General features: G+C 34.7%; 15 protein-coding genes. 4 read left to right on the top strand and 11 right to left on the bottom strand.

The window, feature by feature from the left end:
• Nucleotides 1–324: 324 nt before the first annotated feature.
• A complete protein-coding gene (locus BUA98_RS18755; RefSeq protein WP_072975066.1) occupies nucleotides 325–3096 on the top strand; it encodes a bifunctional aconitate hydratase 2/2-methylisocitrate dehydratase in 2772 nt (923 codons plus the stop codon).
• A 121-nt stretch (nucleotides 3097–3217) separates the two neighbouring features.
• A complete protein-coding gene (locus BUA98_RS18750) occupies nucleotides 3218–5482 on the top strand; it encodes an aconitate hydratase (protein ID WP_072975530.1) in 2265 nt (754 codons plus the stop codon).
• Between the two features lie 124 nt (nucleotides 5483–5606).
• On the opposite strand, the gene BUA98_RS18745 is transcribed toward BUA98_RS18750, so the two are convergent.
• Nucleotides 5607–6998 (bottom strand): Kelch repeat-containing protein, encoded by a 1392-nt coding sequence (locus BUA98_RS18745; RefSeq protein ID WP_072975528.1) that lies wholly within the window; start codon nucleotides 6996–6998, stop codon nucleotides 5607–5609.
• Between the two features lie 247 nt (nucleotides 6999–7245).
• Here BUA98_RS18745 and BUA98_RS18740 point away from each other — a divergent pair, with 247 nt between their 5' ends.
• Nucleotides 7246–8388 (top strand): C40 family peptidase, encoded by a 1143-nt coding sequence (locus BUA98_RS18740; protein WP_072975526.1) that lies wholly within the window; start codon nucleotides 7246–7248, stop codon nucleotides 8386–8388.
• Here BUA98_RS18740 and BUA98_RS18735 read toward each other — a convergent pair.
• From BUA98_RS18735 to BUA98_RS18715, 5 genes are all read right to left on the bottom strand, one after another.
• Nucleotides 8385–8780 carry a response regulator gene (locus tag BUA98_RS18735; protein ID WP_072975064.1) on the bottom strand — a complete coding sequence of 132 codons (396 nt, stop codon included), beginning with the start codon at nucleotides 8778–8780 and terminating at the stop codon, nucleotides 8385–8387. The genes BUA98_RS18740 and BUA98_RS18735 overlap by 4 nt on opposite strands.
• Nucleotides 8770–10194, bottom strand: a complete 1425-nt coding sequence (locus tag BUA98_RS18730; protein ID WP_072975063.1) for a sensor histidine kinase — start codon at nucleotides 10192–10194, stop codon at nucleotides 8770–8772. Before BUA98_RS18730 ends, BUA98_RS18735 begins: the two co-directional genes overlap by 11 nt.
• Nucleotides 10195–10801: 607 nt before the next feature.
• Nucleotides 10802–11332, bottom strand: a complete 531-nt coding sequence (locus BUA98_RS18725; protein ID WP_072975061.1) for a hypothetical protein — start codon at nucleotides 11330–11332, stop codon at nucleotides 10802–10804.
• 76 nt (nucleotides 11333–11408) lie between these two features.
• A complete protein-coding gene (locus BUA98_RS18720; protein ID WP_072975060.1) occupies nucleotides 11409–11747 on the bottom strand; it encodes a hypothetical protein in 339 nt (112 codons plus the stop codon).
• Between the two features lie 201 nt (nucleotides 11748–11948).
• Nucleotides 11949–12383: a hypothetical protein gene (locus BUA98_RS18715; protein ID WP_072975058.1), complete on the bottom strand. Its 435-nt coding sequence runs from the start codon at nucleotides 12381–12383 to the stop codon at nucleotides 11949–11951.
• A gap of 542 nt (nucleotides 12384–12925) precedes the next feature.
• Between BUA98_RS18715 and BUA98_RS18710 the strand changes: the two genes are divergently transcribed.
• A complete protein-coding gene (locus tag BUA98_RS18710; protein WP_072975524.1) occupies nucleotides 12926–14344 on the top strand; it encodes an APC family permease in 1419 nt (472 codons plus the stop codon).
• A 266-nt stretch (nucleotides 14345–14610) separates the two neighbouring features.
• On the opposite strand, the gene BUA98_RS18705 is transcribed toward BUA98_RS18710, so the two are convergent.
• The 5 genes from BUA98_RS18705 to BUA98_RS18685 all read right to left on the bottom strand — a co-directional run bounded on the left by BUA98_RS18705 (nucleotide 14611) and on the right by BUA98_RS18685 (nucleotide 21199).
• Nucleotides 14611–15072 (bottom strand): DUF1810 domain-containing protein, encoded by a 462-nt coding sequence (locus BUA98_RS18705; RefSeq protein WP_072975056.1) that lies wholly within the window; start codon nucleotides 15070–15072, stop codon nucleotides 14611–14613.
• Between the two features lie 156 nt (nucleotides 15073–15228).
• Nucleotides 15229–15855 carry an alpha-ketoglutarate-dependent dioxygenase AlkB family protein gene (locus BUA98_RS18700; RefSeq protein ID WP_072975522.1) on the bottom strand — a complete coding sequence of 209 codons (627 nt, stop codon included), beginning with the start codon at nucleotides 15853–15855 and terminating at the stop codon, nucleotides 15229–15231.
• A gap of 7 nt (nucleotides 15856–15862) precedes the next feature.
• Nucleotides 15863–16639, bottom strand: a complete 777-nt coding sequence (xth, locus tag BUA98_RS18695) for an exodeoxyribonuclease III (protein ID WP_072975054.1) — start codon at nucleotides 16637–16639, stop codon at nucleotides 15863–15865.
• Nucleotides 16640–16708: 69 nt separating this feature from the next.
• The gene (locus BUA98_RS18690; RefSeq protein ID WP_072975521.1) at nucleotides 16709–18088 is read right to left on the bottom strand and encodes an exonuclease domain-containing protein; all 1380 of its coding nucleotides are present in this window, start codon (nucleotides 18086–18088) and stop codon (nucleotides 16709–16711) included.
• A 51-nt stretch (nucleotides 18089–18139) separates the two neighbouring features.
• Nucleotides 18140–21199, bottom strand: a complete 3060-nt coding sequence (locus tag BUA98_RS18685) for a DNA polymerase III subunit alpha (protein WP_072975052.1) — start codon at nucleotides 21197–21199, stop codon at nucleotides 18140–18142.

The raw sequence follows: 21199 nt of genomic DNA, 5'->3' as shown, positions 1-21199 counted from the left end.
CCGGATTATGTTTAAAAAGAAGGAAAAAACACAACTATAACGTTATAAATTCTTATTTAGAAAGATTCTTAGCGAAAAACGAGGTAAAATCTCACTTCGTTTGTAACAACAAATTTCGACTTTGTTAAAGAAAAGATTTTAAAATACCAATAATTCATTATTTTAATATAAAATTGATATTTTGACAAAAACAGGCGGTCAAAATCGTTTTTTAACAATAATAATTTTTAAAAAGTCGACTTCTATTATATTTTTTTTAATTCTCGGCTTTAATAGCTAAATTTGCGAACAAAAAAATAAAAATACCTAGAAAATACCTCCATTATGAACATTTATAAGGATTACATCCAAGAAATTGGAGAAAGAAAAACACAAGGGCTTCACCCAAAGCCAATCGATGGTGCAGAATTATTAAGTGATATCATCGAGCAAATTAAAGATTTGAATAATGAGTACAGAGAAGATTCTCTTAACTTCTTTATTTATAATGTTGTACCAGGAACTACTAGTGCTGCTGGTCTGAAAGCTAAATTTTTAAAAGAAATTATTCTTGGTCAATTCGAGGTTAAAGAAATAACACCTGCTTTTGCTTTTGAGTTATTATCACACATGAAAGGTGGACCTTCTATTGAAGTATTGCTAGACCTAGCGCTTGGTAATAATACTGCTATTGCAAAAGAAGCAGCAAATGTTCTTAAGACACAAGTTTACCTTTATGAGGCAGATACAGATCGTCTAAAAGAAGCGTTTAAAAATGATAACGCAATCGCAAGAGAAATCCTTGAAAGTTATGCCAAAGCAGAATTTTTTACTGCATTACCAGAAGTAGTTGAAGAAATTAAAGTAGTCACTTTTATCGCTGGAGAAGGTGATATTTCTACAGATTTACTATCTCCGGGTAATCAGGCTCACTCGCGTTCTGACCGTGAACTTCATGGTAAATGTATGATCACTCCTCAGGCACAAGAGGAAATTCAGGCATTACAAGCAAAACATCCTGACGCTAGTGTTATGTTGATTGCTGAGAAAGGTACGATGGGTGTAGGTTCATCAAGAATGTCAGGTGTTAACAACGTGGCACTTTGGACAGGTAAGCAAGCAAGTCCATATGTTCCATTTATCAATATTGCTCCAATTGTTGCAGGAACAAATGGTATTTCACCAATTTTCTTAACAACTGTAGATGTTACAGGTGGTATTGGTTTGGATCTTAAAAACTGGGTTAAAAAAGTAGATGCAGAAGGTAATGTTATTCGTAATGAGAATAATGAGCCAATTCTGGAAGAAGCCTATTCTGTAGCTACCGGAACTGTACTTACAATAAACACAAAAACGAAGAAACTTTATAACGGCGATAAAGAATTAATTGACATTTCTAAGGCATTTACGCCTCAAAAAATGGAATTCATTAAAGCTGGCGGATCATACGCAATTGTATTCGGTAAAAAACTTCAGACATTAGCGGCGAAAGTTTTAGATGTAGAAGCTCCTCTAGTATTTGCTCCATCAAAAGAGATTTCTATTGAAGGGCAAGGTCTTACTGCAGTAGAGAAAATCTTCAACAAAAATGCTGTCGGAATTGCTCCAGGTAAAGTATTGCACGCTGGATCTGACGTTCGCGTAGAAGTAAATATTGTAGGTTCGCAAGATACGACTGGTCTTATGACAGCTCAGGAATTAGAATCTATGGCTGCTACAGTTATTTCGCCAATCGTTGACGGTGCTTATCAATCAGGTTGTCATACAGCTTCAGTTTGGGATAAAAAAGCTCAGGCAAATATTCCAAAATTGATGAAATTCATGAACGATTTCGGATTAATCACAGCTCGTGACCCGAAAGGCGTTTATCATTCAATGACTGACGTAATTCATAAAGTTCTTAATGATATTACAATAGACGAGTGGGCTATCATTATTGGTGGAGACTCTCATACAAGAATGTCTAAAGGTGTTGCTTTTGGTGCAGACTCAGGAACTGTTGCTCTTGCATTGGCTACTGGAGAAGCTTCAATGCCAATCCCAGAATCAGTAAAAGTGACTTTTGTTGGAGAAATGAAAGGGTATATGGATTTCCGTGATGTGGTTCATGCTACTCAATCACAAATGCTTAAAAAGTTTGGTGGTGAAAACGTATTCCAGGGTAGAATTATCGAGGTTCATCTAGGAACTCTTACTGCTGACCAGGCCTTTACTTTTACAGACTGGACTGCAGAAATGAAAGCAAAAGCCTCTATTTGTATTTCTGAAGATGATACTTTGATTGAATCATTAGAGATTGCAAAAGGAAGAATTCAGATCATGATTGACAAAGGAATGGACAATCATAAACAAGTTCTTCAGGGATTAATTAATAAAGCAGATAAGAGAATTTCGGAGATTAAATCGGCAGAGAAACCAGCTTTAACACCAGATGCAAATGCTAAGTATTATGCTGAAGTTGTTGTTGATCTTGATCAAATCATCGAACCAATGATTGCTGATCCGGATGTAAATAATGTTGATGTTTCTAAAAGATATACTCACGATACTATCAGGCCTTTATCTTTTTATGGAGGAGATAAAAAAGTAGATCTTGGATTTATTGGTTCTTGCATGGTTCATAAAGGAGATATGAAAATCCTTGCTCAGATGCTTAAAAATATAGAAAATCTACACGGGAAGGTTGAGTTTAAAGCGCCACTTGTTGTTGCACCTCCAACCTATAACATCGTAGATGAGCTTAAAGCTGAAGGAGACTGGGAAGTTTTACAAAAATACTCAGGTTTCGAATTTGATGATAACGCTCCTAAAGGTGCTGCACGTACAGAGTATGAGAAAATGTTGTATTTAGAGCGTCCAGGATGTAATCTTTGTATGGGTAATCAGGAAAAAGCTGCAAAAGGAGATACTGTAATGGCAACTTCAACGCGTCTTTTCCAGGGAAGAGTTGTTGAGGATACTGAAGGTAAAAAAGGAGAGTCATTGCTTTCTTCTACACCGGTTGTAGTATTGTCTACAATCCTTGGTAGAACTCCTACTTTAGATGAATATACTGCTGCAGTAGATGGTATCAATTTGACCAGATTTGCACCTTCTCATAAATTATTAGTTATGTAATCATCAGATTAGTTAATTATATGCAAAAGCCCGAGTTATTCTCGGGCTTTTTCTTTTATGGCTACTCTATTTTTTGTATCTTGTCATGTTCAAAATAAAAAAAACAAAAACAATTATACTTATGGCTTTTGATATTGAAATGATTAAAAAAGTGTATGAGAACATGCCTGGTCGTGTTGACAAAGCACGCGAGATTGTAGGTCGTCCACTTACCTTAACGGAGAAAATTTTGTACAATCACCTTTGGGATGGAAATCCGACGAAGGCGTTTGGAAGAGGAGTTGATTATGTTGATTTTGCACCAGATCGTGTAGCATGTCAGGATGCAACTGCTCAAATGGCATTACTGCAATTTATGCACGCTGGAAAGCCTAAAGTAGCAGTTCCTACAACAGTGCACTGTGATCACCTGATTCAGGCAAAAGTAGATGCTGCAACCGATTTGGCCAGAGCAAAAACACAAAGTAACGAAGTTTTCGATTTCTTATCGTCAGTTTCTAATAAATACGGAATTGGTTTCTGGAAGCCAGGAGCAGGAATTATTCACCAGGTAGTACTTGAAAATTATGCTTTTCCAGGTGGAATGATGATTGGTACCGATTCTCATACTGTAAATGCAGGTGGTTTAGGAATGGTAGCAATTGGTGTTGGTGGAGCTGATGCTGTAGACGTTATGTCTGGTATGGCTTGGGAACTTAAATTCCCGAAATTAATTGGAGTAAAATTAACTGGTAAATTATCAGGATGGACTGCTCCTAAAGATGTTATCCTTAAAGTTGCCGGTATACTTACTGTAAAAGGTGGTACAGGTGCTATTGTTGAGTATTTTGGTGAAGGTGCAACTTCTATGTCTTGTACAGGAAAAGGTACTATTTGTAACATGGGCGCTGAAATTGGAGCTACAACTTCAACTTTTGGTTATGATGATTCTATGAGCCGTTACTTACGTTCTACAAACAGAGCTGATGTTGCAGATGCTGCAGATAAAATAGCTTCTTACTTAACCGGGGATGCTGAAGTTTATGCTAATCCTGAAAAATATTTTGATCAGGTTATCGAAATCAATCTGTCTGAATTAGAACCACACTTAAACGGACCATTTACTCCAGATTTGGCTACTCCAATTTCTAAAATGAAAGAAGAAGCAATCAAAAATAACTGGCCATTACAAATTCAGGTTGGCTTAATTGGTTCTTGTACAAACTCTTCTTACGAAGATATTTCTCGTGCAGCTTCTTTGGCAAGACAAGTAAGTGCTAAAAATTTAAAAACTAAATCTCAATTCACTATTACTCCAGGCTCTGAAGTAGTTCGTTATACTATTGAAAGAGATGGATTTATAGATACTTTTGAGAAAATTGGCGCTACTGTTTTTGCTAATGCCTGCGGACCATGTATTGGTATGTGGGACAGAGCTGGGGCAGAGAAAGAAGAAAGAAATACCATTGTTCACTCTTTTAACCGTAACTTCTCAAAACGTGCAGATGGTAATCCAAATACTTTAGCTTTTGTTGGTTCTCCGGAATTGGTGACTGCTATGGCTATTGCTGGTGATTTAGGCTTTAATCCGTTAACGGATACTTTAATCAACGAAGATGGAGAAGAAGTAAGGCTTGAAGCTCCAACCGGAGATGAATTGCCTCCAAGAGGATTTGATGTTAAAGATCCAGGTTTTCAGGTTCCTGCTGAAGATGGATCAGGAGTTCAGGTTGTTGTGAGTCCGACATCGGACCGTTTGCAATTATTAGCTCCTTTTGACGCTTGGGATGGTAAAAACATTACTGGTGCAAAATTATTAATCAAAGCATTCGGAAAATGTACTACAGACCATATTTCTATGGCTGGGCCATGGTTGCGTTTCCGTGGACACTTAGATAATATTTCTAACAATATGTTGATTGGTGCTGTAAATGCATTCAACCAAAAAACAAATTCGGTTAAAAATCAATTAACCGGAGACTATGATGCAGTTCCTGCTGTAGCTCGTGCTTATAAAGCGGCTGGAGTTCCTTCTATCGTTGTGGGAGATCACAATTATGGAGAAGGTTCTTCTCGTGAGCATGCTGCTATGGAACCTCGTTTCTTAGGAGTTAAAGCAGTATTAGTGAAATCTTTTGCTCGTATCCACGAAACTAACCTTAAAAAACAAGGTCTTTTAGGATTGACTTTCGCTAACGAGGCAGATTATGATAAAATTCAGGAGAATGACACTATTAATTTTACTGATTTAACGGAGTTCGCTCCAGGAAAACCATTAACATTAGAGTTTCTTCACGCAGATGGTACTAAGGATATTATCCTGGCGAACCACACTTACAACGCAGGTCAAATTGGCTGGTTTGTTGCAGGTTCTGCATTAAACTTAATTGCTGCTGGAAAAGCTTAATCTTTAAGATTTAATTATACTAAAAACGCTCTGTGAAAACAGAGCGTTTTTGTTTTTATGAGTCCAGATAATTAATTCAAATGAATATATTTATTTGAAGTTAGAATTTAAGTATGTCAATTACTTAGTTACTTTTAGCTAAACTTAATCCTTGCGATAAAACTTTGATTCTATTTGGTTTTGTACTTTCAAATTCATCAATACTTATACTGTATACATTTGCAGTAGATAAACTCGCGTAATTTATAAATGCGTTTCCTCCTGCAATATATAATTTATTGTCAAAAAAGTGCATTGCAGAAGCTTTAACACTTAGCTCAATTAAATATTCTTTAAGCAGTTTTGACTTTGTGTCATAAACACACATTTTTCTGTCACCAAAGAAATAGATGATACCGTTATTGGATGTTACAGCTGTGTTGTCAAAATCAGAAAACAATTCTCCTTCGGTTTCCCATTTTTCAGTTGTTAAATCAAAGCTTTCGATGTTTGCTAAAGCCTTGCCATTGTTTCCTCCAATTAAATAAATTTTATTATCAATTATTGTCCCCGCGGTTTCTTTTGCAATTGGCATATCTGCCAGCTCATACCAATAACCAGACGTTATGTTGTAAAGATGCGCCTTGTTTGTAAACTCTTTTTGCCCATTTTCTGTTGATTTTATAGAGCCTCCTAAGACAATAATATTGTCATTGTAAGAAAAAGAAGTTGCATTTGAAGCCTGATGCGGATAGGTTTTGTCAATTTTGATATTTTGTTTAGTCAGATCAAATACTTCAATTTCATTTTCCAGATACTGATATTTTCCAGTCTTAGAAATTCTTTTTCCGCCTAAAACATAAAGCTTATTGTCATAATAATTAAGGTTGTTAAAAGCTCTTCTTTTGAATTTGATTTCAGAAGTTGTCCAGGAATCTTTTGCTATATCGTAAATTAATAAATCGGGTTGATAGGAAATTGATGAACTTTGATATGCAATTTCAAAAAAGTATTTTTCTAAAAACCGAGGATCGTCAGAGTTGATGTTTTTTGCTTTTATAGCTTCTAGAGCATCAGTTTCGTAACTTTCATTACCTCCTACAATATAAATTTTGCCATCTTTTATGCAAGATCCAAAAGAGGCAATTGGTTTTTTTAAAGGGGTCAATGTATTAAAAGCAAGTTTTGATTTTAATTTTAATCCGTAATTAGCACTAATTGTCAACTCCGATAAATTTTCCATTTTCTCTGGAAGAGAAACTTTAAATTTTAATTTTTTTAAATCTTCAAGATTAATTTTTAAAGTTGTAAATCCGATATGAGAAAACTCTATAAGGTCATTTTCTTTAAAATTTGAAGGTAATTTGAAGTTAAACTCTCCATTTTCATTTGTTAACGTTGTCGTAGTAAAATTGAATGTTGAAACATTTACATCGTCTACTGGAAGGTTTGTTTTTTCAGAAACAACGGTGCCTTTAATATTTTGTGCAATTGAAAGTAAAGGCAGTAACACGAGTGATAGGATTAATTTTTTCACAATAGTTAGGATTAAGATTTGTTTATGGATCATAAAGATACAATTTTTCGTATAAAAAAGCATGTTTTTGAAAAAAGAGAAGCAATTTTTAGAGGGTGTTTGTTAATTTCAATAAAATAAGTTGTTAAAAAATGTGCTTTTTGTGCTTAAAAAAGTTAAATTCGCTTTCCCCCAAAACACAATTCGTTTTTTTAAGTTTGAAATAGAGAGATTGAACTTAAGATTACGAAGGATTAAATTGAATGAAATGGTTTTTAGATTAATATTTGTATTGTTTTTTGTTAGTGTTGGTGCTTTTTCTCAGGAGAAATATATTAAACACAAAATTTCAAAAGGAGAAAATCTTACTGTAATTGCTAAAAAATACGGAGTAAAAGCTAAAGATATTGCAGAGGCAAACCCAAATGCTCCCAAAGTTTTAAAATTAAATTCAATCTTATTAATTCCCAATATCAATCAGGCCTCTGAAATGAAACCAACTGAAACGGTTTCAAATAGTACTCCGGGTACACATGAAATTCAGCCTAAAGAAACACTTTGGGGAATATCGAAAAAGTACAATGTCTCAGTTGATGATTTGAAAAAAGCAAATCCCTCATTAGAAACGGAAGGACTGAAAATTGGACAGCAAATTAATATACCATCAAAATCAATAGCGGTTTCAGAAAAACCAATTGACGATCTTAATATTGTAACAGATGTTGAGGTGGTAGTTGAAGTTCAGCCCAAAGAAACAAAATATGCAATTGCTAAAAAATACGGATTGACAGTTGCAGAATTAGAAAAGCAAAATCCATTTATAAAAGGTAAATTACCAGTTGGGTATGTTTTAAAAATTCGTACTTCCAAAGAAAAGGCTGCTGCGGCTCAGGCATTAATGCAGCCAGTAAATCCAACTTTAAAAGATTCTATATCGGTTCAGAATCAAAATATGCAAATTGCTGAAAATTCAGAAATTAAAAAGGATTCTTCTACAATTATAAGAGTAAGTAATCATTCAGATTTAATTAATCAACTAGTTGTAAATGCCATTGAAAATATTGGTGTTAGATACCGTTCTGGCGGAACTACAAAGGCAGGTTTTGATTGCTCGGGTTTAATGATTTCTACTTTTAGTAATTTTGATATTAAACTGCCAAGAAGTTCTATCGAACAGTCCCGAATTGGTGTAAAGGTTAATTCAGACGAAGCTCAAAAAGGGGATCTTATCTTCTTTAGAACTAACGGAAGGCGACAAATTAACCATGTCGGGATGGTAATTGAGGTAGCTGATGGAGAAATTAAATTTGTTCACTCTTCTACTCATGGAGGTGTTATAATCTCTTCGACTAAAGAGCCATATTACGAAAGGACTTTTTCGCAGGTAAACCGTGTTTTAGAAAAGTTTTAAGCGTTCAGATGAATTTTATTTCTGAATTCTTCAATTGGGAAAGGTTTGCCTAAAAAATCAGTCACATAAATACTTTCGCTGATTTCTTTAATTTCCTCGGGATCTAATGTTGAGGAAAGTACATAAATTTGATTGTCTTTTTTTAGTTCGCTATCTAGTTTAGCATACGCATTCAAAAATTCAAAACCATTCATAACAGGCATTTGTACATCGAGAATAATAATAATCGATGGATAAAGTTTTTTGTTAGCAAGAAGCCACTCAATACCTTCTTTGCCATTATTGGTTATATGCACCTCTTCTATACAAAGTACCTTCTTTAGTAATTGTTTAATGACAAGCTGATCTATAAGATTGTCTTCAATTAATAAAAATACATTTTTAACTGGCATAGGCGTATGGAATTGTTACTATGAATTTACTTCCAATATTGCTTTGTGAGCTTACTGAAATATTTCCTTTGATATTTTCTACCGCCTCTTTGACTATATAAAGGCCTAAACCGGATCCTTTGTTTTTATTGGTGCCAAAGTACATTTTGAAAATATTGTCTTTGTACTCATCATTAATTCCAATTCCGTTGTCAGCTACTTCAATTTTATGAAAACCATCTATGAAATAGGTTTTAATGGAGACATTCATTTCTTGCTTATTACTGTCTGCGTATTTAATGGCATTTGAGATTAAATTAGAAATGATGATTTTTAAACGTAAATTATCACTTTGGATTTTATCTATTAGCAATTCTTTAGTAAACTTAATTCGGTTGGCATTTTCTATATGCATCAGCTGAGAAATTGACTCGTCAAATATCTCCATTAGGCTTACAGGTTCCATAACGACTTCGTATCGTTTATTTTTAGAATAATCAATAATATCATTAATAAAGCGATCTTGCTTGGCAAGACTTTGATCCATTAAATTTAGGTATTTTTTAATTTGATTTGGATCATCTTCCAATTGTGTTATTTCTATAAGTCCTTTTAATGATGTAATAGGGGAGCGAAGGTCATGCGATGCGCTGTAAACAAATCGATCAAGTTCATGATTAACAATCATTAAGTTTTGATTTTTAACTTCGATTTCTTTTTTAGAAACGATAAGACGTTTTACCATTATAGAGTAATACAAGCAAACGCTACAGACAATCATTAGGATAAAAAAAATGTTTGTTATTATAAGTAAACTTTTTATTTTTCGAGTTCCTTCTCCTAAGGTGTTAGAGAAGTTACGTTCGTTAATGGTAAGTTTGTCGCTAATACTACTAATTATCTGAAGATATTTTTGTTGATCAGCAAGGGTTAACATGTTTCTCTCTATTTTGGCGTTAATTTGCTGGCCAATAATAAATAATTCTGAAATCAGTTTATCACCTTGTTCCCATTCTTTTATTGCTTTTGCAAGGAATGAAACATTCTTAAAGTTGTCGAATAGCCATATGACATCATCTAGATCTTCTTCTTTATTTCGCCCTGTAAGTAAGGCTTGTCGAGCTACTTCATTATCACCTGCTTTTAAAAGTGTAATTCTTGCAAGTCCATCACCTTGTGGAACTTTTAACTCTTCTAGGTATAATTTCCATTGATTTTGATCTTTGGTGTACAGATAGGTAATCAGATGACGCGAAGCATCTTTTTGTCCCTTGGAATAGTGTGATTCGCCATTTATGTAGGCTCTGTTTGCGGACAGGGTTTTGATAGTGAAGTAATTGATACATATTAATAGAGCACAGGACGCAAATACAATCAGTAACAGAATGAAAACATTCGCAAAGCGTAATTTCTTAAAAAAAGGGAACTTAAGCATAGTTTTGTATTTGTTGGTTAATAATTTGATTTCCTGGAGCCTTTATGAACATCTTATTTTTTTTTACGTTGAAATAATCGTTTGGGGTTAGATGATTTCTTTTGAAAAAAAAATAAACAATTGTTAATGAAATATCTGAGTTTTGAAGACTTTTAACATCTCTTTCAAATTTAGTAAAAAAAAATGATATAGATTAAAATAGTGAGAATTTTCTTTTATGACTTATTATTAATGTTTCAATTAACTGATAATAAGGTATTTGGTCGATATTTTAATTTAGTTTTTAATCCTCTGAACTCAAAAATAAATTCCCTTGAAGTTTGTGTAAATCTTGTTTAGTTAAAATGAGACATCCTAAAAGGTCTTGTTTTGTTTAAGTATTTCTTGTGATTGAAAGCCGATGAATGTGAAACAAAGACCTAATTGCTATGGAGATGAAGAGATAGTTTTTTGTACCTAAATATAAGATTTCAGGCACAAATTAAGGTGCGGAAAGATCCTATATTTTGTTATTGATGAACTAGGAAAGGTTCACAATTAATCCACTTTATTTTTGGTTATTATGGGAAGCAGAAAAGTAACGTTGTTTAACTATAATATAGCTTGATTATTTTGGTAGATACTGAGTAGGATCTTCGTTTTCGAATTTGTTCGTACTAATTTCTTGTTTTACAAAACTTGGTTTCGGCTCAGCTTCTGTTGTCGTTTTTTGAAATTGAAAACTCGAAATTTTTGAGTTTTTGATTTTAAAAAGGGTAGTAGTAAAATATACTAGAAAAGCAATCCCAATTATAATCAAAAAGAGGTTAAGATAAAATTCAGTTCCTTGTTTGTCTAAACTTTGAGTCAGCATTAGTAGGGCTAGTACAGAAAATATAATTCCCCAGTATTCCATATTAATCCAAAACAAGCCATGATTACTTTTGAAATTGATTTCCTTCCCGGTTTCTTTATCAATAAAAACTCTTAAGGTTTTATTCCATTTAATTCCAAAAAAGAAACTAAAAACCGCTGCAATATAAAGTGGAATAACAAAACTTTGGGTTATATAGTTTTCAGGTAAAATTGGGATGAAGAGAAAAATGGTAATAAATAAAATTAAAAGAGAGAGGAATCCTCTGCCTGACCAAACTATCATAATTATTAGGTTTTATGTTTATTGCCTATTTTTCTAAATGTTTTGTTTTGATTAAATTCTCCAGGTCTCGCCTTTTCTACGAATTGGAATTAATCACTCCTTTAAAAAATTGAATTCCACCGAATAAAATGGCTCCCCAAAAAATAAAGCCAATGTCAGCCATGGTTAAAATGATGCCACCACAAAACCACAATGCACCGTAAATCATATCTTTTCTGGCTTTTTCGTGTTTTGCTTCTTGTATTTCAATTTCGACGTGTTCTACTATCAATTCAGCAATCTCATCGCTTAGTCCTTGTGCGACAAGTTGCTTTTTAGCTTCATAAGCTGATTTATTTTCGTTTAAAAGTAAATTTGTAACATAATTATAATGATGATTTGCCACATCCGGCGATTCTAAATTGGTGGTTTCCATAAAGTGGTTAGTTTTGGTTGGTTAAGTTTTATAGTTTTGATTTCAAATATAAATAGTTGAAATTGTATAATGTTACGGAAAGACGTAAACTGTTAAAAAATTGTACTTCAAGTTCGTTTAACCCATTGCTAAGTAATTTTTAAGCATAAAAAAACTGCAATTTTCTAAACTGCAGTTTCTTAAGTTAGCTAGGTTTTGTTTTTATTCTATTCTTTCGAATTCGCTACCGATACCATCGTAGTTATTATCATCAATCGAAAGTTTATTTTCGTCATAAATTTTAATGATACCATTTGTTACAAAATATCTGCCGTCGGGGTTATTACTCATAGCACATGTTATATATTTTTCCATCTCTCCGGTATAAATTGATTTTATCATGGTAAGTTCATATTTTCCAATCATCACTTCTTTCGCATCTTTAAGTATAGTAAAAGTGTAATTTTTCATTAAATTCAATTGAAGAGTAGTTTCGGTCGAGGCTGGCGTTTCGTGTAAATGATCGGCAAAACCTCCATGAGTTCCGGTCCATTTCCATTTCCCAACAAAATCGGAATTTTGAGCTTTATTTTCACTTTCGGCACCACAGGAAATAAAAGTAATTGCAGTAATTAAGATGGTAATAAACTTTCTCATAATCTTTGCTTTATTATAAGATGAATTTTTTTTGAATTGGTTGCGTTTCTAGCTCTACTATTTTGGAAATAAATGAGTTGAGGTCTTGAGACCGTTTCTTTTTTTTAATAAATTTCATGCCAGAGTCACAAAAAGTTCATCAAGATTATATGGTAATAATTGTTGAACACCGATTTTAAAATCTAATTTATCTTGAGCAATTTTATTGATTATTTCTTCCATAATTTGATTTTATTTTCGAATTATTCCAACTAAAGTATGAAATATCCTTTTTGAATTTTTAAATAATATCTTCTTATGAAACTGAGCCCCGCATGCGTTATCTCCCGATTTTGAAAAACAAGGCTTTTTAGCCGTAGTTTTTGTTAATCGGGAATATAGCCGAATCCCGATAGCTATCGGGACGACCCGGAGGGACATGCCCAAATTATTATATTAAAGGCTCTTATTTTTAACTGGAATTTGGAATTTTCAAAATTTGGAATTTGAAATTACAAGATTTCCAAAAAAAGTATATCTTTAACCAACCCAAAACCAAAAAAATGCAAGAAAACGAACAAGACCAAGAACATTTTAAAAGAGAACTCGGATTACTAGACGGAACCATGCTTGTCGTGGGATCTATGATTGGCTCCGGGATTTTTATTGTAAGCGCCGATATCGCCAGACAAGTAGGATCAGCAGGATGGCTGACACTAATTTGGCTAATCTCTGGATTAATTACCATTATTGCTGCCGTAAGTTACGGCGAGTTAAGTGCCATGTTTCCAAAAGCAGGGGGACAATACGTTTACCTAAAAGAAGCTTACAATAAACTGATTGCCTTTTTGTACGGCTGGAGCTTTTTTGCCGTAATTCAAACCGGAACAATAGCTGCCGTTGGAGTGGCTTTCTCAAAATTTGCCGCCTATCTTTATGAACCGTTAAGCGACGAAAATATATTATTTGAATTAGGTTCTTTCAAACTCAATGCAGCGCAATTAGTATCCATTTTTACTATTATTTTATTGACTTACATTAACAGTCGTGGGGTAAAAAACGGAAAAATTCTGCAAACCGTTTTAACGATTATCAAAATTTTATCATTACTGGGTTTAATTGTCTTCGGATTAACGCTTGCTGCAAAAGCTTCAATATGGGATGCCAATTGGGCGGATGCTTGGACAACACGTTCATATAATGCTGAAAGTGGGTCATGGTTACCAATAAGCGGAACAGCTTTGATCACCGGAATTTCTGCTGCGATGGTGGGATCCTTATTTTCAAGTGATGCCTGGAACGGAGTCACTTTTATTGCGGGAGAGATTAAAAATCCAAAACGTAATGTTGGTTTCAGTTTGTTTTTAGGAACTTTTATTGTAACGATAATTTATGTTTTGACTAATTTGATGTATTTGGCTGTAATTCCGCTTGACGAAATTGCAACGGCAAAATCAGATAGAGTAGCGGTTGTAGCTTCGCAATATATTTTTGGAAATATCGGAACACTGATTATAGCGGTTATGATCATGATTTCGACTTTTGCCTGCAACAACGGATTAATTATGGCAGGAGCCAGAGTATATTATACAATGGCAAAAGATGGTTTGTTCTTTAAGAAAGCGGCTGTATTAAATGAATCTAGTGTTCCTGAATGGGCTTTATGGGCACAATGTATTTGGGCTTCGGCTTTATGTTTGACTGGAAAATACGGAGATTTATTAGACTTCGTAATCATCATTGTATTGATTTTTTACATTCTGACAATTTACGGAATATTCATCTTACGTAAAAAAATGCCAGATGCCGAAAGACCCTATAAAGCTTTTGGATATCCATTTTTGCCAATGTTGTATATCATTACAGCTACAGCAATTTGTATTTCGTTGTTATTAACTAAATTCTCAACCTGTGGTTGGGGAGTGTTAATTATGCTAACAGGAATACCAGTTTATTACTTGACCAAACCAAAGGAAAACTAAGTTGTTTCAGGTTTCAAGTTTGAAAAGTTTCAAGTTAAATCAACTTTGAAAATAAATATAGAAAGCGTCTTGTTAGTAACAAGGCGCTTTTTTTATAAAATCTGCTCAATCTGCGTGAGAAAATAATCTCGCAAAGACGCAAAGTCGCCAAGGAAATAAACTTTGTGTCTTTGCGTCTTCGTGGCAAAAATAGAGTAACAAAAAAAGACACTGCTTATTTCTAACAGTGTCATTTGATTTAAATAATCCAGGAAACAATTTGGCTACTACACCATTTCAGTTTCTACAGAAGATTTTATAGTTGAATTAATAATATTCAAAGTAAGAGGATCAGTTTCTCCAGAGAAAAAGGCATCTAATATTTCCTGAAATACAGGATTTGTATTTTCTGCTAAAGAAAAAAGTGTCATTGAAGAACGCAATTTACGAGCGTCTAAATCTCCTAAAATCCCATCAGCTGATTTTCTTTTGAAAGTCAAAAACAGTTCAGAAATTTCAATAAGATGTTTCCCTAAAATAGGATGTGCTAAAAATTCAGTTGCTTCTTTTAGATCATTAATAGCATAAAGATTCGCTGTATCACTGCTACCTAATCCTTTAATCTGAGGAAAAATGAACCACATCCAGTGTGTTTCTTTTTTTCCTTTTTTGATTTCAGAAAGAGCAGTAAGATAAAGTTTGTTTTGCGCATCTAAAAAACGCGATAAATCATTGTTTGAGTAAGCCATTATGGTATTAAATATTAAAAAAGGGTTGCAAAAATACTAAAAAAGATAAGGTCTGCCTAATAAAAGGTTCACGCAATGAGTAATTTAACTTTTTGTGGAAGAATTTTCCTTATGGTTATGAAATAGAAAATAACGTCATTTTCAGACCTTTATAAATCATAAACTTCGATGTGTTTGCCTAAAAGTTAAATTAATTCTGGGCAAAACATCGCGCGCCGTTTTAGGAACCTGATGCTGCCAAAAACTATTTGTTGTGCCAGACATCAGCAAAAAAGAACCATGGTGCAACGGAATTTCAACCTGCGGAATCTCTTTGCTGAATTTGTGACGAAGTCTGAACATTCTGGTTTCTCCAAAAGTCACCGAAGCAATAACAGGGTTTGGCCCCGTGTTGTGCTCTTTGTCACTGTGCCAGCCTACTCCGTCATTTCCATCTCGGTATAAATTAAGGAGCACACTATTAAAATCAAGTTGTGTTTCTTTTTCTACACGGCCTCTAATCGTAAGCAATTCGTAATTCCAGTCAGGCCCGTTCGGGTCTGCTCCGGGATTATCTTTGTCTTCATACCAGGAAATCATTCGGGGAACGGTATAAACTTTATCGTAAATTTCCATTTCATATTCTCTCCATTTGGTCTTGCGAAGCAATCTTTCATAAAAACGATCAGATTCTTCTTTTGTGAAGAAATTATCAATCAAAATCAATTCAGAATCAGGAATATCAAACACTTTTTTTCCTGCCAAACCAGTTGCAAATAATTCGGTGTCGTTAAATAATGTCATTTTCCATTTATTTTTTGTCAATTTCAATCCATACAGGTGCATGATCGCTCGTCTTTTCCCAGCCTCGAACATGACGATCAACTCCGCCGGAGCGTAATTTCGTTGCTATCTCTGAACTCAGCAAAAAATGATCAATTCTCAAACCTGCATCTCTCTCATAAGCATTTCTAAAATAATCCCAAAAGGTGTAAATTTTCTCATCAGGATATAATTTTCTAATTGCATCTGTCCATCCTTGTGAAAGAATAGCTGCAAAAGCTTTTCGAACTTCAGGTAAGAAAAGAGCATCTTTAACCCATTTTTCAGGTTTATAAACATCTAATTCTGTTGGCATGACATTAAAATCTCCAACTAATATTACAGGAGTATTTAAACTCAATAGTGTTTCTGCACGTTCCGCCAGGCGATCAAACCATTTTAACTTATATTCTAACTTAGGTCCCGGCGCGGGGTTTCCGTTGGGTAAATAAAGACAGGCGATCACGATTCCGTTTATCAAAGCTTCAATATAGCGGCTCTGAACATCTTCTTCATCGCCGGGAAGAATGCGCGTTACTTCTTCAATTTCCATATTTCGGGCCAGAATAGCAACACCATTCCATTGTTTTTGTCCGTGCCAAATAGCGTTGTAGCCTGCGTCATTAATCGCTTTTAGCGGAAAATTATCCTGTGGCGCTTTCAATTCCTGCAGACAAACAATATCAGGTGCAGCTTCTTCAAGCCAGCGCAGTAATACATTTAGTCTTCCGTTGACTCCGTTTACATTATATGTTGCTATTTTCATGGTATCTTTAATTAGTTGGATATTAAATTTACTGATTATTAAGCATTTAATTAAATTGATTATAAATTCTTATTTCAGAAACTGCTTGTTAAAGAAGACTTTACCTGGATATTTTTCTGCGTAAGCGAAAATTAACTGTACCATGTATTGATTGCTTTTGTACTGCGTGACATAATTTTTTACTTCTGATGGATCAGTAATCGCCACATCTGATGGAATGTAACCCATACCATAAAAATGACCATTTTCAACCCAGATACAACTGCGTTCTTCTTTTGATCTTCCTTTATCTATAATGGCAAAAGTGGGCCTGTTGCTTAATAGAAAATCAATGGCATTGTCGACTTGCTCGTTGTGAAGCAAAACATCCGGCAGACTTTTCACTTCATTATTTTGAAAAAACTCTCCTTCTTCGGGTCTGGAATATTTGCAGAATCTTTGATCAATTTCAAACTGCTCCGCCAGACTTCTCAGCAAATCTATAGCGTTATACAAACTATTAAATTCATGAATACAAGTCTGAAATTTGGTTAGTTTTCCAACGGCCAGATATTTATATCCGTTTCTTGCTTCATATTGATAAATACCGAATTTAGCTTCAAAACGCTTTAATGCTCTGTTGTATGTTGGCCAAAGCTGTTTAATTTCGGTGCATTCTAATAAAAGCGCCATTAATTCGTTCGCACAGACTTCAAAGGAAATTCCGTGAATATCTCTTAAAAAATGCTGTCTTTGCGGATTGATTTTATGACCGCTAAAATGAGAAGCTACCCGTTTTTTTAAGTTGATGGCTTTTCCAACATATATTACCTTTTTCTGCTGATTATAAAAATAATACACACCTGGTTTTTCGGGTAAATTATTAAAATCTTCAGGAGGTAAATTGGGAGGTAAACGCTGATCTTGAGAAGTCATCTTGACCATTTTTGCGATCTCGCCTTCAGCGTCCCATTCGAGTAATCGGGAAAATAATATTGCGGTCGCATCTGCATCTCCGCCAGCCCGGTGTTGATTTTCTAAAGGAATGTCAAGCGAATAGCAAAGTTTTCCCAAACTGTAGGATGACAGCCCAGGTTTGATTTTTCGTGCTGCGCGAACAGTACACAGTTTTCTTGCAGTCCATTTAAATCCAGCCTGTTCCAATTGATGACGTACAAAAGAATAGTCGAAGTTGACATTATGAGCAACAAAAATACGGTCGGTCAGCATTTCCAATACTTTCTCTGAAATAGCATCGAAGATTGGTGCATTGGCGACCATTGCATTATTAATACCGGTTAAACCAAAAATAGAAAGCGGAATTTCTTTTTCAGGATTAACAAGCGTTTCGAAGCGGTCGATTACATTTTCGCCATCATGAATAATGATTGCAATTTCAGTAATGCGGCTGCCACTGGCGTTTCCACCCGTGGTTTCGATATCTACTATGGCATATTCCTGCTTTTTCATCTCTTTACTATAACGCAAAACCTCTTTTTGTTCTTGTAAAATCATCGTTGGTTATTTTTGAAATTTCATTCGGTGTCTTGGTAAATTGATTTCATGTCCCTGCGGATAAGGTTCTCGATGCGTTGAACTCACATCTTCCTTAATTTGACGCTGTGTTTTAAACTGATCTTTGGCATCCATATACCGCGGATCCGGAATAAAAGGCATTTTCGCCATTTTGATAATGGTGATTGTCGGAAAATGATAATCAACTTCTACATTTCCCAAAAGCAAATAACATCCACCTCCCTGAAAAGGATATTGGGCCAGACAATCCGGAAAATGTGCAGTATCAAAATAAGTACCTTCGTGATCGATCCAGGTGCCGAAATACATATTTCCTTTTTTGGTCGGAACTTGTTTTCTGGAGATTAAATACGCCAGCATCCGAACTTGTTTTTTATGATGGATTACTAAATCTTTAGCCATAATAGTACCACGGAATTTAGTCTGAAGCAAGTCAAAAACAGTACAGGAGACAGGAAAACTCAACAACTCAATTTCATCAAAAGCATCTTCAAATAAAGAACGTTCCAGCGTTGGAAGTTTGTATTCCTTTACCGGTTCCTGCAACAACATCAAACTTCTGTTTTCAGGTTTGAAGTTGTTTAAAAGCAAACTTGCAATCACTAAGAGCTGATTTTTAGTTTTTCCTGTAAATCGAAAAGCATCAATAAAAATTAAAATTTTAATGCTTTCAATCCCAATCGGAATTCGGTTGATGAAATCTTCCAAAGAAAGAAAGTCGCCATTTTTCTCCCGATCTGATTCAATCAAATTCGCGGTTTTCGATTCTAAACCCTGCAAATGCATAAACCCTAAATAAATATCATTTCCATAAACCGTAGTTTGATATTCGCTTTTATTCACACACGGATTGAGAATTATTCCGCCAGACATTCGCGCTTCGTGTACATAAACCTCAGTACGATAAAATCCGCCCTGATTGTTAATGACCGCGACCATAAATTCTACAGGATAATTAATTTTGAGATACAAACTCTGATAACTTTCCACCGCATAAGAAGCCGAGTGGGCTTTACAAAACGAAAATCCGGCAAACGATTCAATCTGACGATAAATTTCCTGACTTAGTGCTTCAGGATGTCCTTTTCTGGCACAAGACGCAAAGAAATTATCTTTTACTTTTTGTAAAGCTTCTAGAGAACGCCCTTTTCCTGACATGGCACGGCGCAAGATATCACCATCAGCAGCAGGAACACCTCCGTAATGTTGGGCGATTTTAATGACATCTTCCTGATAGACCATAATGCCATACGTTTCGCCAAGATGTTCTTTGAAAACCTCATGAAAATACTCGAATTGGTCCGGATAATTATGACGGAAAATGTATTCTTTCATCATGCCGGATTGAGCAACTCCAGGCCGAATGATTGAAGACGCTGCCACTAAAACTTTATAATTATCACAATTCAATCGGCGTAATAAACCGCGCATCGCCGGGCTTTCAATATAAAAACAGCCAATCGTTTTGCCTTGTGCCAAATGAACATTGCATACTGCTTCATCTTTAGAAATAGAAGTATTGCGAATGTCTACTTTAATTCCTCTATTTTTTTCGATCAGTTTTACGCTGTCATCGATATGCCCAATTCCACGCTGACTCAGAATATCAAATTTATCAAAACCAATTTCTTCGGCAATATGCATGTCAAAAAGCACGATTGGAAAACCTTTTGGGGGCATTTCAAGTGGTGTGTAATTCGTAATGGGATCTTCAGAAATGATAATCCCACAAGCGTGCATACTTCGTTGATTAGGGTATTTACCCATCATCATGCCATATTCCTGAACCAATTTTACAATAGAATTAGTCTGGTGTAATTCCATCGGATTTTTGGCCAGCATATCCAATTCTTCTTTCGGAAGGCCAAAAACTTTTCCGACTTCTCTAAAAATAGAACGGTATTTGAATTCGACATTGGTTCCACAAAAAGCAACGTGCTCACGACCATAAGTTTCGAAAATATATTCTAAAATGGTATTGCGTTCTTTCCAGCTCCAGTCAATGTCAAAATCGGGTGGGCTTTTTCTATTTAAATTTAAAAAACGTTCAAAATACAGATCGAGTTCGATTGGACATATATCGGTAATTCCGAGACAATAAGCAATAATGCTGTTGGCTCCGCTTCCCCGCCCAATGTGCATAAATCCCTGACTGTTGCTGTATCGGACAATATCCCAAGTGATTAAAAAATAACCGCTGAATTGTAATTCGTCAATAACTTTTAATTCTTTTTCTACACGTTTTCGAGCAATTTTGTTTTCTTTTCCATAACGCCATTCAAAACCTTTTTCGGCCAATTCTGTTAATTTTTCGAGATCACTCTCACGACTTCCGGTAAAGAATTTTTTATTTCTTTTAATTGAAAAATCAAACTGAAAATAACAGGAATCAATAATTTTCTGTGTGTTGGCAATAATTTCAGGGTATTTTTCATAGAAAGGCAAAAGCGATTCCAGAGGCAACATTTTTTCAGAAGTTCTGCAATAATCAGCTTCTGTCAATTTTGATAAAATAATATTGGTATCAATCGCACGCAGAATTTTATGCAGGTTGAATTCTTTTTTATTTCTAAAAGTTACCGGTTGAAGCACAACCATTTTAGAAATTTGATTTTTATGTTCCGATGTAAAAAGCTTTGAAACTTCATCTGTCCGAATACCGATAAATTCATTTTCACGAAGCGTTTTCGGAGCATTTTCTAAAGTATAAATCACAAAAACCGATTCAAATTGAGGAGCAATTAAAGGCAAAGCTTCTCCGCTAAAATTGTGATCCGTTAAAAACCGATTCATTTCCCCTAAACCTTCAGCATTTTTTGCCAAACCAATATATCTAAATTGATGATTACAGCGAAATTCCATTCCAACCAGAGGTTTGATTTCGACTTTATAGCATTCTCTTATAAAATCATAAATTCCGGTAACGGTATTAATATCAGTCAATGCCATAGCTTTTACGCCATGCAAAACAGCATCTTTAACCAATTCCGTAAGCGGAATGGTGCCGTAGCGTAATGAATGGTATGAATGACAGTTGAGGTACAT

The sequence above is a fragment of the Flavobacterium saccharophilum genome (assembly GCF_900142735.1).
Taxonomy (GTDB): Bacteria; Bacteroidota; Bacteroidia; order Flavobacteriales; family Flavobacteriaceae; genus Flavobacterium; species Flavobacterium saccharophilum.
This window is presented reverse-complemented; position numbering and strand designations above follow the sequence as displayed.